Source organism: Priestia sp. 3CA3, assembly GCF_056836725.1.
Window position 1 is genome coordinate 376,965 of the sequence record NZ_JBXENJ010000002.1, and the last position, 14,850, is coordinate 391,814.

Consider the following 14,850-nt stretch of genomic DNA (forward strand, 5'->3'; position numbering starts at 1 on the left):
AATGAAGATGAAAGTCCGGACGCTTTTTTTAGTATTGTTTTTTGCCGGCATTTTAGTCGTGACAAGCTATGTTGATAACAATTCCCAGCAGTCGTTTGACAGCTTAGCTCACCTTTCACTTGATGGAGGAGCTGTTGAAACCTCTGCTGATGAAGACGCTGCGGAACAATTAAATATGTCAGTCAAAGAAGTTCATGTTAAAACAGAAAAAAGAGGCGGATACCGAATTGAAGTATACGAACAAGTAAATATTTATAGCGATGATAAAGGAAAAGTAGTAAAAAAAGTTCCCACGGGAGAATATCAAACGTTGAAATATAAACTGAATGAAAAAAAATAAACCACTTACCGAAGTAAGTGGTTTTATTTTTAATGGTTAAAGTGAGCTGCAAGAATCCACAGTGTACCAACAACGATACAAAGTGCAATAAAGAAACTGTAAAGAATATTTGCAACCTGTACTTTACCATTTTCACTTTCAGTCATGTGCATGAACATTACTAGCTGCATTGCTGCTTGTAATAACGCTAGGATCATGATAAGAGTCATCGTAATGCTTCTTGATAGATCAGCTAGCACTACTAAACCAAGCGCTGCGAATGTTAAGGCTAGTGAAAGGATAAGCCCAAATACATGACTAAGCGGAAAACCTGCTTTTTGGCCTTGTTTATTTTCCATGTCTTATCCCACCAATCCGTTCAAGTATACAAGCGTGAAGATGAAGATCCATACAACATCAAGGAAATGCCAGTATAAACCGATAATAAATACTTTACGAGCAGTAACTGGTGTTAATCCTCGTCTTACTAATTGAATAATAATACTGATTGCCCAGAATACACCGACTGTTACGTGAAGACCGTGCGTTCCAAGTAGTGTAAAGAACCCTGATAAGAAGGCACTTGTTTGCATTGTTGCACCTTCGTGAACTGCGTACATGTAAAACTCACGAATTTCGTAGAAAAGGAATCCTCCACCAAGAACAAGTGTAATAACAAACCAAACTAAAAGTCCTTTTAAATCATTATTACGCATTTTAAAGATGGCAATTCCCATCGTGAAACTACTGAATAGTAGTAACAGCGTTTCGATCATAAAATCTTTAACAACGAACAGTTCTTCTGCAGTAGGGCCACCCGCTGTACGCGTATGGTACGTTAAGTACGTTACGAACAGCGTAGAGAACAACGCGATCTCGGCACCTAAGAAAATCCAGAATCCAAGGATATTCAGGCGACTTTGTTCTTCTTGGTATTCTAACGGCAATGATTTATCTAAATGTCCTGCCATTATTTGTCACCCCCTGTAATTCCTTCAACCTTCTTGATTTCATCTACTTTTACATAGAAGCCCGGATCATAATCAAATGAACGAGCAAGCATACAAGCAAAAATACCTGCTAATCCAACGATTGCCATTGGAATCCATTCAAATACTAAGCCAAATCCACCGATAAACCAGAAAATACCTGAGATAAACGGCACACCAGAGTTGCTTGGTAAGTGAATTGGTTTTAAGTCTTCTGCTTTAATTTCTGTTTCATTACGTTTTTTCATGTGCCAGAATGCATCCATTTCTTTCACATGAGGAATTACTGCAAAGTTGTAAGCTTGAACTGGTGATTTAGTCCACCACTCAAGTGTACGACCATCCCAAGGATCGTTTGCAGTGTCGCGTTTGTTTTTCCATGCACTGTATAATAAGTTAACTACTAATACGAAGAAGCCAAGACCCATTAAGAATGCACCGATTGTTGAAACTAAGTTTAATCCGTTCCAGCCAAGGTTGTCTGCATAAGTTTGCATACGACGAGTCATACCGTCTAAACCTAGGAAGAATTGTGGGAAGAAACATACGTTAAATCCAACAACAAAAATCCAGAATGAAATTTTTCCTAATTTTTCGTTCAACGTGTGACCGAAAATTTTCGGATACCAGAAGTATAAACCTGCGAAACAGCCAAACACTGTACCAGAGATTAATACATAGTGGAAGTGAGCGATTAGGAAGTAACTGTTATGATATTGATAATCGGCTGATGCCATCGCAAGCATAACCCCTGTTACCCCACCGATTACGAAGTTTGGAATAAACGCTAATGACCAAAGCATCGCAGTCGTAAATTTGATACGGCCTTTATACATTGTAAAGAGCCAGTTAAAGATTTTAACGCCGGTTGGTACTGCAATTAACATCGTTGTGATTGAGAAGAACGAGTTAACTGACGGTGAGTTACCCATTGTAAAGAAGTGATGCACCCATACAAGGTAACTTAAGAATGCGATACCGACCATTGATACTACCATTGCTTTATAACCGAATAAGTTCTTACGAGAATGTGTACTGATAACTTCTGAGAAGACACCGAATACCGGTAAAATAACGATATATACTTCAGGGTGACCCCAAATCCAGAATAAGTTAGCCCACATCATTGGAAGACCGCCGTTAGCCATTGTAAAGAAGGCTGTTCCGAATACACGGTCAAGTGTCATAAGTGCAAGCGCTACTGTTAATACAGGGAACGCGAAAATGATAATAATTGATGTGATGAAGATTGACCAAGTAAACATTGGCATTTTCATCATTGTCATGCCAGGGGCACGCATTTTTAAAATTGTTACAAAGAAGTTGATACCAGTCATTAATGTACCAGCACCAGCAATCTGTAGTGAAACGGCATAGAAGTTATTTCCGATACCCTCACTGAATTCTTTACCTGCAAGCGGGAAGTAACTTGTCCAACCTGCATCAGGAGCTCCTCCGATTACGAAAGAAAGGTTAAATAGCATTGCTCCCATAAAGAATGTCCAGAAACTGATTGCGTTTAAGAACGGATATGCTACGTCACGCGCACCAATTTGTAATGGAACGATTACGTTCATTAGTCCGATAATAAATGGCATTGCCATGAATAAGATCATGATAACACCGTGAGCCGTGAAGACTCCGTTGTAGTGATGTTCATCTAAAATGTTCATACCCGGGAATGCAAGCTGCATACGCATCATGATTCCATCAATTCCGCCGCGGAAAAGCATTAATACAGCTGAAAGGATGTACATGACACCGAGTCTTTTATGGTCAACTGTTGTTAACCATTCTGTCCATAACCATTTCCATTTCTTGAAATATGTTAAGACAAAAACGATACCGATGACCGTCATAGCGATTGCTGCGTCAGCAGCGTAAATCATAGGTTCGCCAGTGACGAAAAATTCATCTAGCTTCATTATGTCTTCCCCCAATCATTACGTTATTTAGTGTAATAAATGAATGTTATTCATGATTTGAGTGATCCATGTTTTCCATTTCTTCATTACTCGTTTTTTCGTCTTCTTTCATCTTGCTGTGATCATGTCCTGTACCACGTTCTAGCTCTTTGCCAGGAATGTATACATCTTTTGCATGGTCAATCCATTTTAAATGTGTACCGTTGTAAGTTTGACGACCAACAACGCCTGGGCTTAGGATTTGATCATATTTCTTTTCAGTCAATTTACCAGCTGTACCTTTTACGTCACTAACCCACTCTTTGAAGTCTTTGTCCGTTTGAGCTTGAACTTCGAACTGCATTTGAGTGAAATGTTCACCCGAGAAGTTAGCACTACGTCCCATATAAGAACCAGGCTTATCAGCTTCTAAGTATAATGGCATTGACATATTGTTCATCGAATATTTTTGTCCGCCAAGTTCTGGTACCCAGAATGAGTTCATAGGTCCTTGAGCCGTTAACTCAAATTTCACTGGCGTATCTGCTGGAATGTTTACGTAGTTAACCGTCTCGATATTTTGTTCCGGATAACTGAAAATCCATTTCCAGTTTGCAGATGTAACGTGAATCACGATTGGATCTTTATCCTTTGATTCTGCCGGTACTTCTTCTGCAGAGTAGATCGCTTTAACAGTTGGCACTGCTAATAGAATTAAGATGATGATTGGGAATGCTGTCCAAATAACCTCCATCTTTAAGTTACCTTCTTGCTCAGGTGGCTCATAGTCCATGTTTTCAGGTTTTTCACGATATTTGACAAGAACAAATATAAAAATAGCAAATACGACAACAACCACGATCAACATCATCCACATAGACCAAATGATTAAATCAGATTGCGTTTTTGCAACAGGACCTTGCGGGTTCAATACAGCAAGTTTTGAACAACCGCTCAAAAATACTAGTGAAAGCGCAGATAGTAAACCTACTAGCTTCCAAAATCCTTTTTTTGGTTTCACTTAAAACTCTCCTTTCTAACAACACATGATGCGAAGCCTATATTGATGAACATTCAAAATGCGCTATCTTTCGCTAGATAACGACATTTTTATACAGACTCTCTTCCCCCTTATTTGTAGGCCACTACTATTGTAATACAAAATGACATTTTTTTCGTCCCTTTTGCTTTATTTTTTTATATTAAAAATATTCTAATATAGTGACTGTACCAATGGGGTTAGAGTGCTTCAACCTTGCGATATTCTATCACATAATTTGGTGTGAATAAATGTAAATAAAAGGATTCAGCTCCCATTTCTTAACTATTTCTTTAGGAATAACTGCAAAATTAGCTTTGCACGTTTGCTTCAACATTGATATATCAATACACATCGACATAATTGAATATTTTGTGACAAATTTTCAAAGAAAATGTGACGCCCTGTATGAAACTTATTTTGCCCGTTAATTCCCCTTTGTTTTGTAGCAAATATTTGATTTTTTTGCTTAAAATTCTTTCTTTCAAAAATATGAACAAAACGTGAATTTTTTTAAAAAGCTTTTTATTATAGAAAAAAGCCGCGTGTTATTCACGCAGCTCTTGATCCATAAATTCTTTAACCGTGATATCATCCCCTGCTTTATCTAGCAGCGTTGTCGTTGCTGGAAACGGATGTTTAATATGACTCGGTATTTTTTCATACAGCACAAAATAATCACTTTTTGGAACCGCGGCATCAATTGTATATGTATCGCGCACCAAAGCCGCCTTTACGCGCTCAATTTGTTTACTTCTATTTGTTCCTGTAAACAGCGCATATGTACCTTTATTTGTATGGATATCATCATAATCCACTAAATTGCTCATTTTGGTACTGACTTCAATACGCAGGCGTTTGTTCCATCCTTGCTTCAATACGGCCATTCCTTCTTTATCACCAGGTATGGAGAATAAGGCTATGTATGTATTAGAGTGATCAACCCGTTTAAAATCTTGCAGCGTAATCCTTGCAGAACCATCAATACTTTCTTTATGCTCCCAATTTCGCAAATGCTGCTGCACACTTTCAGCATTGTTTTCAATCGGATATCGAATCATCTCATACGCAACAATTACAACCGCTATACAAATGAACAGAAATAGCAACCGCTTTATCTTTCGCACATCTATTCACCTTCCTTAGCTTACTCCCCTTTTATGTAATTGCCTAAATTATAACTTCCTATTAAACCTCTGTCTATGCACTAGGAGAACTACGTTTTTTTTTACCACAAAAGGGATTTTTCAAACCTTTTGTCATAAAAATACGCTAAAAGACTCAGTAGCTGTTGAACCAAAAGAAACCGATCTCCACTCCCCTTCTTAATCCTTAAAGTAAAAAAAGATACCCATTTTGAAATGAGTATCGCTTAGCTTATCTATTATATCCTTCTATATCAAAGTCGTTTAAGGCTTATTTGCCGTTTTTTTATTATACACATCTTTCCGCACACATGTATCCTTTGACCTGATATCCATGTTTTTTGAGCTGCCGAATGCTTAAATTTCGGGAAATGCTGTCAGGAACAATTACGACCACTTCTTTATATGGAATTTCCTCATGCTGTCTCTCTAAATAAGGAAGCGGAATATGGATTGCTTTTTGACAGGGGTTTTGTTTCATTTCATGAAAATGACGAACATCTACATACGAAATCGTTGTAGAAGCACAGTCGACGGTCGTCACTTTCTTTATTCCTTGCACCGGCACATAGCGTTTATAAAAACTGTAACAAATTAATAAAAGTAAAATACCTATGCTCATATATAATATCGCCATGTTTTCCTCCCAACTAATTTCTATACCCCTGTATGTATACTATATTCAAAAGAAAGAATCAACACAGAAGTACTCTATCTCATTTCTCTCTGTAAGAAAAATGGTCTTTTTACACTTTATTATGAAACCACAATAAAGTGACGAAATCAATCATTATTTATTTTGATTTTTCGAAAGATTTAAATACTAGTAAACAGATCGTTTTTTCTTATTATAATGAAGAAACGCAGAATTTTTATCTTCATTTCCCCTTTTCTGTCCCGTTAAGGCTGAGGTTCGCTTATGAGTAATATAGTAGACCCAATGTTGCAAGAACGTCAGAAAAATGATTCTAAAAACGAAGGATGCGAGATAGGATAGTATGAACACGTGAAGCGAAAGACTATATTGTGATTGGCTCAGAAAAATACGAGTTAACTTAAAAATGCAATATACACAAAAAAGGAAAGCCTCGGAGACGAAAGCTTTCCTTTTATAGATTAATCTCCGTCAAGGTTTGCACGACAATTATTATGAGACAAAGAGGTACTTTGTGCTTCATGCTGTTTTTTCTCACCCTGCATTGTCATATTTTCTTCTTCCGTGCTCCCTTTAGCAATATGTTTAGTTTTCTTTCCTTGGTTTAATGTCATGTTCATTCCCCTTTCTCGTGGATATAGTGTATGAAAATAACTCACACGCCATAAGAGGAAATGATATGAAAAAGCCCCTCTTAAATTGAGTGAGCTTTCTGCCTAAAACTGCTTTTCCTTTTATTGCTGAATCCGCATGAAAGGATATTCTCTATTTTAAACGTTCGTTTCTCGTTCCTTAGTAAGCACCAAGCTTTTACGCTCTGAGGATCAATTTTATACACAATGATAAATCGCTGTGTCAAACATCCTTTATCATCCATATAAATAATTTCAACAGGTCGTTTTGAAGAGTAGCTTTCTTGAAGTAGCCGTTCCATAGAATTCGCTCCTTTAATTTTTAGTTTACCGAACACACGTTCCTTTTTCAAGTGTTTTAAACTGAATAATTCGGTAGCTTTTACAGCTTAAAACGGAGAAAAGAGTGGGAAAAATGATAAAAATCATACAAATATTAGGTAATTGTGATATGGTAAAAGAGATTACTTAAGTTGGGAGAGGTGCATGATGGAAAGTAACATACTTAAATGGATCCCCGTTCCTTACTTTCAATTAAATCAAGAAGGTGAAATCCTGCATTTTTCTAGTCAAGCACATTCTTATTTTTCTTCAGTCTCCAGTCTGTGGAGCATTATTCATAAAGACGACCGGAAACAAGCAATGTGGATGCTGTCACAGCACTCTTCATCTAACCCCATCATCAGGCATTTGCGTTTGAGAACGAGCGATGATACATTTGTGAATTTTAAATGCACGATTCATTGGAAAAATAATGTTGGTCATTTAGTATGCACCGAAAAGAAAAATGTCAAGGATCCATTAGATGTTGTATTATCTGCTCAATCCTATTTAGAAAACTCAGACAAGCGATTAAAAGAATCGGACAAGGTGTTAAATAATGCAGCAGATTTATTATTTAATCGATTAAAACGATAACAAAATGAACATAATTTGCGCTGTATTCGGTTATTTCTCTCATTTTTAAAAGTCATCGAAAGGCTACCTATAGGGGTGGCTTTTTGTTTTGTTCTACACGTAAAGTCATTCTCTTTTTGTCCGCACCATTTAGTCCAGAGTACATACACTAATAGGCATACTTTTCATATTTATTCTTTCTATATTTATGTTTTGCTCAGAAAAAAAGTCCGAATAATCAATAAATGTTTGAACATTTTTTAAAATTGGCATATATTATAAACAAACAATCATTTGAATGTTTGAATGAAGGAGGAAACTATGCCAAAAGATCGCTGTGATATTTATTGTTTTAACGAAGAAAAGGTGAATCGTATTAAGCCTTCTATCGATGTTGAAGCTGTTCAGGATATTTCTACGATGTTCAAAGCGTTGGGAGATGAAACGCGGCTGAAAATCGTATTAGCCCTTTATAAAGGTGAGGAATTATGTGTATGTGACGTAGCCAACATTGTAGGCTCTACGGTTGCTACTGCTTCTCATCACTTAAGACTGCTGCGAAATATAGGAATTGCCAATTATCGCAAAGAAGGAAAGTTAGCTTTTTATTCTTTAAGGGATGCACATATTAAACAAGTAATTGATATTATGTTTGCTAAAAAAGAAGATGTAACCATTTAAGTTTTTCTTACCGTATAGGGAGTGGGACACAATGAAACACGAAGATAAAAAACATCATCACCATACCGGAAGCTGCTGCAGCGGCCCTTCTTCATCAGAAATTGAGAACAGCCCCTGCTGCGCCTCTTCTTCAGAAGCCGCACCTACTGAAGAACCTTCTTCCTGTAGTACAAAGAGTCACGCACACAGTCACAGCTGCTGTTCAGATACAAGTGCGTTAACGACCGATAAAAGCCAGCATTCGTGCTGCAGCGATCACGATATAGCAACAGGCAGTGACATAGAAGAAACGGCTGAATACCGCGTGTATGGAATGGATTGTCCTTCTTGTGCTGCTACGATTGAAAAAAGTTTAAAAACGTTAAACGATATTCAACACGTAGCAATCAACTACAATACAGGAAAGCTTCAAGTGGCGGCGGCAAGTGAATCAGCTCTGTCACTCATTCCAAACTCAGTAGAAAGACTGGGCTTTAGTATTGAGCCTATTCAATCAAATAAGAAAATGAAAACGTATTTGATTGAAGGAATGGACTGTGCAGCTTGTGCAAACACGATTGTGAATCATTTAAAAACAGTTCCTGCTGTCAAAGACGTACGCGTTAACTTTTCAACGGGAAAAGCACAAATTGAACATGATAATGAAGCTGATGACATTATTAAAGAAGTATCTAAAGCTGGGTATACCGCTACTTTAGTGACCAGCAGCAGGCAGCCCGCTGAATCTCGGCACCATAAAGGCAAAAATGGTCCGATTATTTTTTCAGGTATTCTCATCGCATTAGGTTTTATCGGTTCTCATACAGGAATTGCTTCTTATATGACAACTGTACTGTACGCTATTGCCATGATTGTTAGCGGATATAAGCCAGCTAAAAGTGCTTATTACGGAATCAAAAGCCGTTCTTTAGACATGAATGTTTTAATGACCGTTGCAGCACTTGGAGCAGCTGTTATTGGTGAATGGCTTGAAGGCGCTACGGTCGTCTGGCTATTTGCTTTAGGTGTAGCTCTGCAAACAAGATCAATTGAACAAACAAGAAACTCGATACGAGGGTTGATGGATTTAGCTCCTTCTGAAGCATGGGTAAAGGAAAACGGGCAGCTGATTAAAAAAGCTGCAGAAGATATTTCAATTGGCAGCACGATTGTCGTAAAGCCAGGAGACCGAATTCCGCTCGATGGTGAAATTATAAACGGGGAATCCAGTATCAACCAAGCTCCTATTACAGGTGAATCTATTCCCGTTGATAAAGTAATGGGCGATGCTGTCTATGCCGGCACGATTAACGAAAGCGGATCGTTAGAAATTAAAGTAACAAAGCTAGTCGAAGATACGACCATTGCTAAAATCATTCATTTAGTGGAAGAAGCACAGGAGAAAAAAGCGCCGACTCAAGCATTTGTTGATAAATTTGCAACCATTTACACACCTATTGTCTTTATTTTAGCTTTATTCATTATGGTCATCCCTCCCCTGTTTGATGGTGCATGGAGCGAGTGGTTTTACAAAGGGCTTGAATTATTAGTTGTCGCTTGTCCATGCGCGCTAGTCATTTCGACTCCCGTCGCCATTGTATCTGCGATTGGAAACGCGGCGAAAAATGGTGTGCTCATTAAAGGCGGGACGTTTTTAGAAAAAGCCGGTGCAATCAATGCGATTGCTTTTGATAAAACAGGAACGCTAACAGAAGGCAAACCAGCCGTTTCAGAAGTTGTTTCCCTTGCTGCTGAAGAAAATCAGCTTTTAGCGATAACCAAAACGCTTGAAGATTATTCGAATCACCCTATTGCCCGCGCTATCGTGGATTATACTGCGGAGAAAAAAGTCGTTTCTTTACAAGGATCAAATTTTAAAATCCTTACGGGAAAAGGCGTGCAAGCAACAATTCAAGACACGGTTTATTACGCAGGTAATGCAAAATTATTCTCAGATTTAGGAACACCTCTAACACACTGCTGGTCTCAGATTGAAAAGCTTCAAAACGAAGGTAAAACGATTATTATTGTCGGAACACCTAAAAGTGTTCTAGGCATTATTAGCGTAGCTGATACCATCAGACATACAACCGTATCTGCTTTAGAAAGCCTTAAGCAAAACGGAATGCAGCAAATTGTGATGTTAACCGGTGATAACCAAGGAACAGCTAAAATGATTGCTTCTCAGTCTCGGGTAGACCGCTATTTCGCTGATTTGCTGCCTGAAGACAAAGTAAAGGCCATACAGCAGCTTCAACATGAAGGGTATCAAACGGCTATGGTTGGAGATGGAATTAACGATGCCCCTGCCCTTGCTACTGCTGATCTTGGCATTGCAATGGGCGGTGCTGGTACTGATACCGCCATGGAAACAGCTGATATTGTCCTGATGGCAGACAATTTAGAAAAGCTTCCTCATACAATGAAGCTAAGTCGCAAAGCGTTAGCTGTTATCAAACAAAACATTTGGTTTTCTATTATTGTTAAAGTCATTGCCTTAGCCTTTATCTTCCCAGGGTGGCTTACTCTGTGGATTGCCGTCTTAAGCGATACAGGAGCAGCGCTACTTGTTATTTTAAACAGCCTTCGCTTACTCAAAATGAAAAAATAAATGGAATCTATAAGCTTTCCAGCATGCGTTGGAAAGCTTATTTTTTAGGAGGGTTTACGTGAATAACCGCTGGAACCAATTTATTTATAAGTGCTGGGCCCCTTTTTATGATGTCTTTTTTAATAACGGGATGTTTTATCGAGCCAGAAAAAAAGTCTTTCAAGATGTCCCCTTTTCGTATGAGCAGCGCATTTTATTTGTAGGTGTTGGAACGGGTGCCGATTTAGCTTTTATTCCTCATCAAGTAAATGTAACAGCCATCGACTATTCCAGTGAAATGCTTCAAAAAGCAAAAGATAAATACAAAAACCCGTCTATAACTTTCCACCAAATGGACGCTCAGCAGCTAACATTCGACTCTTTTTCGTTTGATGTTGTTGTAGCAAGCTTGATTCTTAGCGTAGTACCTGATGCAAAGCAAGCTTTAAAAGAAATGACAAGAGTAGTAAAGCCCAAGGGAACGATCCTGATTTTTGATAAATTTGAAACCAAAAAGAAATCCGCGGCTTTTCCTAAAAAAATATTCCGCCTCTTCGTAAAATTACTAGGAACAGATATTGGCCTCTCTTTTGAACATATGCTTGAAGCAAGCCGGGATCAGCTTATCTTGAAGGAAAATTCAAGCGTCATGTTGAAAGGTATGTATCGGAAAATTATTTTGCAGAAAGTTGATGAATGACTTCAAAGACGAATGATGTCTTTTTAACGTGATGGATGTACATATTATTTTCTATCTTTAATTGAAGAAAGGATGAACATTTTGATGATGAAATCAAAGGTCATACCAGTTGTCCTTGCAGCAGGCATGGTGTCCGGCTGTGGAAACGAAAGTAAAGAAAGTTCAGCTAACAAACATACAGAAACAACACAGCATGAAGAACATCAGCCGCACACATTAGGGGATAAACGAGAAGAAACAAAAAATAGTGAAACTCTCCCTTCCTTTCTGAGTGACAAGCCCGAAGATATGCAACTTATTTATGCAGCCGCTGCTAAGCATCAAACCTTACTAGAAAACATTCCTTGCTACTGCGGATGTGGAGAAGAAGCTAATCATCAAAACAACTATGACTGTTTTATCTTTGAAAACAAAGAAAACGGCGCAGTAACGTGGGATGATCACGGAACAAAATGCGCTGTCTGCTTAGAAATAGCGGCTCAAGCTGTAGTAGACTACAGCAAAGGCAAAAGCATCGAAGACATTCGTCAAGAAATTGATCATAAATATAAGGAAGGCTATGCCACGCCTACTCCTACGCCGGAAGTATGATGCTTCAGTATAAAAATCATGAAAAGACTTTTATTTCTTTATTCAAAGTCTTTTTTTGTCATTTTATTATTGGTTGATAAAATCTCGTTTGACCTCACCTTTTTAAGTCCTTGTAAAACGCCATCATGTAAAAATAACACATTTGGACGTTTATTTACTGAATCCTCAGGGAATATGCTTTCTAACACCCAAATATAACCATGAGAGGAGAAAAAAGCTATGAGTAATTCTGTAGAAACAAATCATTCAGCAAAAGTTGAAGGAGCAATTAATTCTATGAGCGAGGAGAAAAAAGAGGATATTCTCTCTAGCTTCGAAGGATTTAAAAGTTATCTAGGGGACAAGGTCTCAAAAGGTGAAAAGTTAGGGATGAATGAGGAACAGCTGGCTAAAACAGCTCAGAAAGTAGCTGATTACCTCGCTAAGCATGAAGAGCCTCGCAATCGAGAGGAAAACCTGCTTCACGAACTGTGGAAAGTTGGAGACAAAGAACAGCAGCATCACCTTGCCCATATGCTTGTAAGATTAGTTCAATAATAAAAAAGATGACACGCTGCCGTGTCATCTTTTTTATTTACAGATATTAAACAGCGGGAATGATAATTTGCTGCCCAATTTGCAGTTTGGTAGGATCTACGCTGGGATTTGCGTCCTGCAGCTGCTGAACAGTCATATTATACTTCTTTGCAATGCTATAGAACGTATCTCCTGCTTGTACAGTATACGTAGTGACAGGAAGAACAATCTGCTGCCCAATTTGCAGTTTGGTAGGATCTACGCCGGGATTTGCATCCTGCAGCTGCTGAACGGTGATATTATACTTCTTTGCAATGCTATAAAACGTATCTCCAGATTGAATGGTATAGAATGTAACGCTAGTAGAAGGTAAGTTTAAATACGCAGCAATTCCACGCGCGTGTGCTTCTCCCACTTCACGAAGAAACGTCGCGTTTTTTAATTTTTCAGCGTCGGCTGTTGTATCGATAAACAAGTTTTCAGTTAAAACAGCAGGCATATTTGTTTCACGCAGTACAGCATAATTAGCTGTTTTTAAACCGCGATCTGCAATCGTTCCAAATTTGCGCATGGTTGGTAAAATCTCTGCATGAAGCTCTTTTTGTAAAAGAGAAGATTGACTTCCCTCTTGTGATGGATAGCGATACGTTTCAAATCCAGTACCTCCGCCGGCATTAATGTGCATCGAAACAAATATATCTGCTCCCCATGCATTAGCTCGGTTCGCTCGATCTGATAATGAAACGAACACATCGGTTGAACGAGTTACTTGAACATCTACTAAATAGTTATGCTCTAAATACGCCCGCGCGTGTAATACAAGCTGCAGCGTAATATCTTTTTCACGCAAATTATTTCCTAAAGCGCCTGAATCTGTACCGCCGTGTCCTGCATCTAGCCATACTTTTTTCATGTGAACCTTTCCTTTCAGCCATAATATGAAAGAACTTGGGGTTAACACCGGCTTTGTCCGATGTTTTATCTCTCATTCTATATATATATGTAAGTGGACAAGAAGGGTTCGTCCTCTTAAAGGTTAGAGAACAATAACTTAAAAAACTGGATTTTACCATAAACATAAAAAATCCGAACGAATTGGATTTATCGTTCGGATCTCCCTTTAACTAACCTATGTCCACGCCTTTTAATAGAGATAAAAAGCAGGTTCGCCATCTTATCTTTTGCTATTTCTCACTAAAAGCAATTTTTAAGCCAATAAGCGTAAAGATAGAGCCTTGCACGAGATTAAGCCGCTTAGACAGCGCCGGAGATTTTCGCAAAAACTCCCCTACTTTCCCTGCAAATAGACTAATTAACGTAAAAATAATCAGCGCTTGAACTAAAAACACAGCTCCATAAACAAGCATTTGCTGTGTGGCGTGTCCGGTTGAATGATTAACAAACTGAGGTAAAAGAGCAAGAAAAAAAGCGAAACTTTTGGATTTAGCAGGTTCATAATCACTCCTTTTTTATATAGCACCTTGTACTCAATGGCTTCTTTATTTTCAACAGCGAGAGCGGAATCTTTGGCTGTAAACGTCTTATAAGCCAGATATAATAAATAAGCTGCCCCAGCGTATTTGACAATAGCAAATGCTAAAGCTGATTGATAAATAATAGCCGACAGACCCAACGTTGCCGCTGCTATATGACCAAGCAAGCCCGTGCAAAGACCTAATGAAGTCGAAATCCCTGCATATTTACCGTTTGATATGCTTTGTGCTAAAACAAATAAGTTATCAGGACCAGGCATAACCGTAAGCAAAGCGGCTACACCTAAAAAAGAAGTGATTGATACGATATTCATAAGCCGTTCTCCCCCTGCATGATTTTGCCAACCATTATAGCATTTTTTACTATCTAGTATTCAAAAAAAGAAAATTTATCCATAAAAAATGGATGGGACATAACTAAATCAATCTAATCTAAAGACGAATAAATTGTATACATGAGCTGAGCTGCTTGTTACACCGCTGTTGATTTCCGTGCAAGGCTTCGCTTTCCGCGGGCGGCCGCTGAGCCTCCTCGTCGCTTACGCTCCTGCGGGGTCTCATCTGTTCCGCTTTTCCCGCAGGAGTCTTCTCCTTGTCCTCCAATCAACTGCTAGAAGCAATTGAAAACATGAAATCTATCTTCAACATAACAACAAAAAACACGAACTACCAATTAAAAAATAATTAATAGTTCGCATTTGACTTTAACTGGAATACTTT

Annotated in this window: 17 protein-coding genes and 1 pseudogene; 7 read left to right on the forward strand and 11 right to left on the reverse strand. The window is 38.3% G+C overall.

Annotated elements, in window-relative coordinates; genetic code table 11:
* Position 1: 1 nt before the first annotated feature.
* Positions 2–340, forward strand: a complete 339-nt coding sequence (locus AC1VNJ_RS06820) for a hypothetical protein (RefSeq protein ID WP_482640490.1) — start codon at positions 2–4, stop codon at positions 338–340.
* Between the two features lie 29 nt (positions 341–369).
* On the opposite strand, the gene qoxD is transcribed toward AC1VNJ_RS06820, so the two are convergent.
* The 8 genes from qoxD to AC1VNJ_RS06860 all read right to left on the reverse strand — a co-directional run bounded on the left by qoxD (position 370) and on the right by AC1VNJ_RS06860 (position 6,985).
* Complete coding sequence (qoxD, locus tag AC1VNJ_RS06825) at positions 370–678, reverse strand: cytochrome aa3 quinol oxidase subunit IV (RefSeq protein WP_013057824.1); 309 nt, start codon at positions 676–678, stop codon at positions 370–372.
* A 3-nt stretch (positions 679–681) separates the two neighbouring features.
* Positions 682–1,290 (reverse strand): cytochrome aa3 quinol oxidase subunit III, encoded by a 609-nt coding sequence (gene qoxC / locus AC1VNJ_RS06830; protein WP_013057825.1) that lies wholly within the window; start codon positions 1,288–1,290, stop codon positions 682–684.
* The gene (qoxB, locus tag AC1VNJ_RS06835; protein ID WP_013083896.1) at positions 1,290–3,233 is read right to left on the reverse strand and encodes a cytochrome aa3 quinol oxidase subunit I; all 1,944 of its coding nucleotides are present in this window, start codon (positions 3,231–3,233) and stop codon (positions 1,290–1,292) included. Before qoxB ends, qoxC begins: the two co-directional genes overlap by 1 nt.
* A 46-nt stretch (positions 3,234–3,279) precedes the next feature.
* On the reverse strand, positions 3,280–4,233 hold the full coding sequence (gene qoxA / locus AC1VNJ_RS06840; RefSeq protein WP_013057827.1) for a cytochrome aa3 quinol oxidase subunit II: 954 nt from the start codon (positions 4,231–4,233) through the stop codon (positions 3,280–3,282).
* Between the two features lie 566 nt (positions 4,234–4,799).
* The gene (locus AC1VNJ_RS06845) at positions 4,800–5,378 is read right to left on the reverse strand and encodes a hypothetical protein (protein ID WP_482640491.1); all 579 of its coding nucleotides are present in this window, start codon (positions 5,376–5,378) and stop codon (positions 4,800–4,802) included.
* A gap of 307 nt (positions 5,379–5,685) precedes the next feature.
* Positions 5,686–6,033 carry a rhodanese-like domain-containing protein gene (locus AC1VNJ_RS06850; RefSeq protein ID WP_033580561.1) on the reverse strand — a complete coding sequence of 116 codons (348 nt, stop codon included), beginning with the start codon at positions 6,031–6,033 and terminating at the stop codon, positions 5,686–5,688.
* Between the two features lie 479 nt (positions 6,034–6,512).
* The gene (locus AC1VNJ_RS06855) at positions 6,513–6,665 is read right to left on the reverse strand and encodes a hypothetical protein (protein WP_168761006.1); all 153 of its coding nucleotides are present in this window, start codon (positions 6,663–6,665) and stop codon (positions 6,513–6,515) included.
* An 80-nt stretch (positions 6,666–6,745) separates the two neighbouring features.
* Positions 6,746–6,985 carry a hypothetical protein gene (locus tag AC1VNJ_RS06860; RefSeq protein ID WP_033580560.1) on the reverse strand — a complete coding sequence of 80 codons (240 nt, stop codon included), beginning with the start codon at positions 6,983–6,985 and terminating at the stop codon, positions 6,746–6,748.
* Positions 6,986–7,172: 187 nt separating this feature from the next.
* Here AC1VNJ_RS06860 and AC1VNJ_RS06865 point away from each other — a divergent pair, with 187 nt between their 5' ends.
* From AC1VNJ_RS06865 to AC1VNJ_RS06890, 6 genes are all read left to right on the forward strand, one after another.
* Positions 7,173–7,601 carry a PAS domain-containing protein gene (locus tag AC1VNJ_RS06865; protein ID WP_230624700.1) on the forward strand — a complete coding sequence of 143 codons (429 nt, stop codon included), beginning with the start codon at positions 7,173–7,175 and terminating at the stop codon, positions 7,599–7,601.
* Positions 7,602–7,901: 300 nt separating this feature from the next.
* On the forward strand, positions 7,902–8,261 hold the full coding sequence (locus tag AC1VNJ_RS06870; protein WP_028414427.1) for an ArsR/SmtB family transcription factor: 360 nt from the start codon (positions 7,902–7,904) through the stop codon (positions 8,259–8,261).
* Positions 8,262–8,292: 31 nt separating this feature from the next.
* The gene (locus AC1VNJ_RS06875; RefSeq protein WP_482640492.1) at positions 8,293–10,851 is read left to right on the forward strand and encodes a heavy metal translocating P-type ATPase; all 2,559 of its coding nucleotides are present in this window, start codon (positions 8,293–8,295) and stop codon (positions 10,849–10,851) included.
* Positions 10,852–10,909: 58 nt separating this feature from the next.
* A complete protein-coding gene (locus AC1VNJ_RS06880; protein ID WP_482640493.1) occupies positions 10,910–11,530 on the forward strand; it encodes a class I SAM-dependent methyltransferase in 621 nt (206 codons plus the stop codon).
* 84 nt (positions 11,531–11,614) lie between these two features.
* Entirely contained in the window at positions 11,615–12,121 is a 507-nt protein-coding gene (locus AC1VNJ_RS06885) for a PCYCGC motif-containing (lipo)protein (RefSeq protein ID WP_482640494.1), read from the forward strand.
* Positions 12,122–12,340: 219 nt separating this feature from the next.
* Positions 12,341–12,658, forward strand: coding sequence for a DUF3243 domain-containing protein (locus AC1VNJ_RS06890; RefSeq protein WP_013083905.1), 318 nt, complete (start codon positions 12,341–12,343; stop codon positions 12,656–12,658).
* A 46-nt stretch (positions 12,659–12,704) separates the two neighbouring features.
* On the opposite strand, the gene AC1VNJ_RS06895 is transcribed toward AC1VNJ_RS06890, so the two are convergent.
* The 3 genes and pseudogenes from AC1VNJ_RS06895 to AC1VNJ_RS06905 form a co-directional block, all read right to left on the reverse strand.
* Complete coding sequence (locus AC1VNJ_RS06895; protein WP_033580557.1) at positions 12,705–13,550, reverse strand: N-acetylmuramoyl-L-alanine amidase; 846 nt, start codon at positions 13,548–13,550, stop codon at positions 12,705–12,707.
* Positions 13,551–13,821: 271 nt separating this feature from the next.
* Positions 13,822–14,444: pseudogene (locus tag AC1VNJ_RS06900) on the reverse strand (LysE family translocator).
* A gap of 158 nt (positions 14,445–14,602) precedes the next feature.
* On the reverse strand, positions 14,603–14,737 hold the full coding sequence (locus tag AC1VNJ_RS06905) for a hypothetical protein (RefSeq protein ID WP_255219779.1): 135 nt from the start codon (positions 14,735–14,737) through the stop codon (positions 14,603–14,605).
* Positions 14,738–14,850 lie beyond the last annotated feature (113 nt).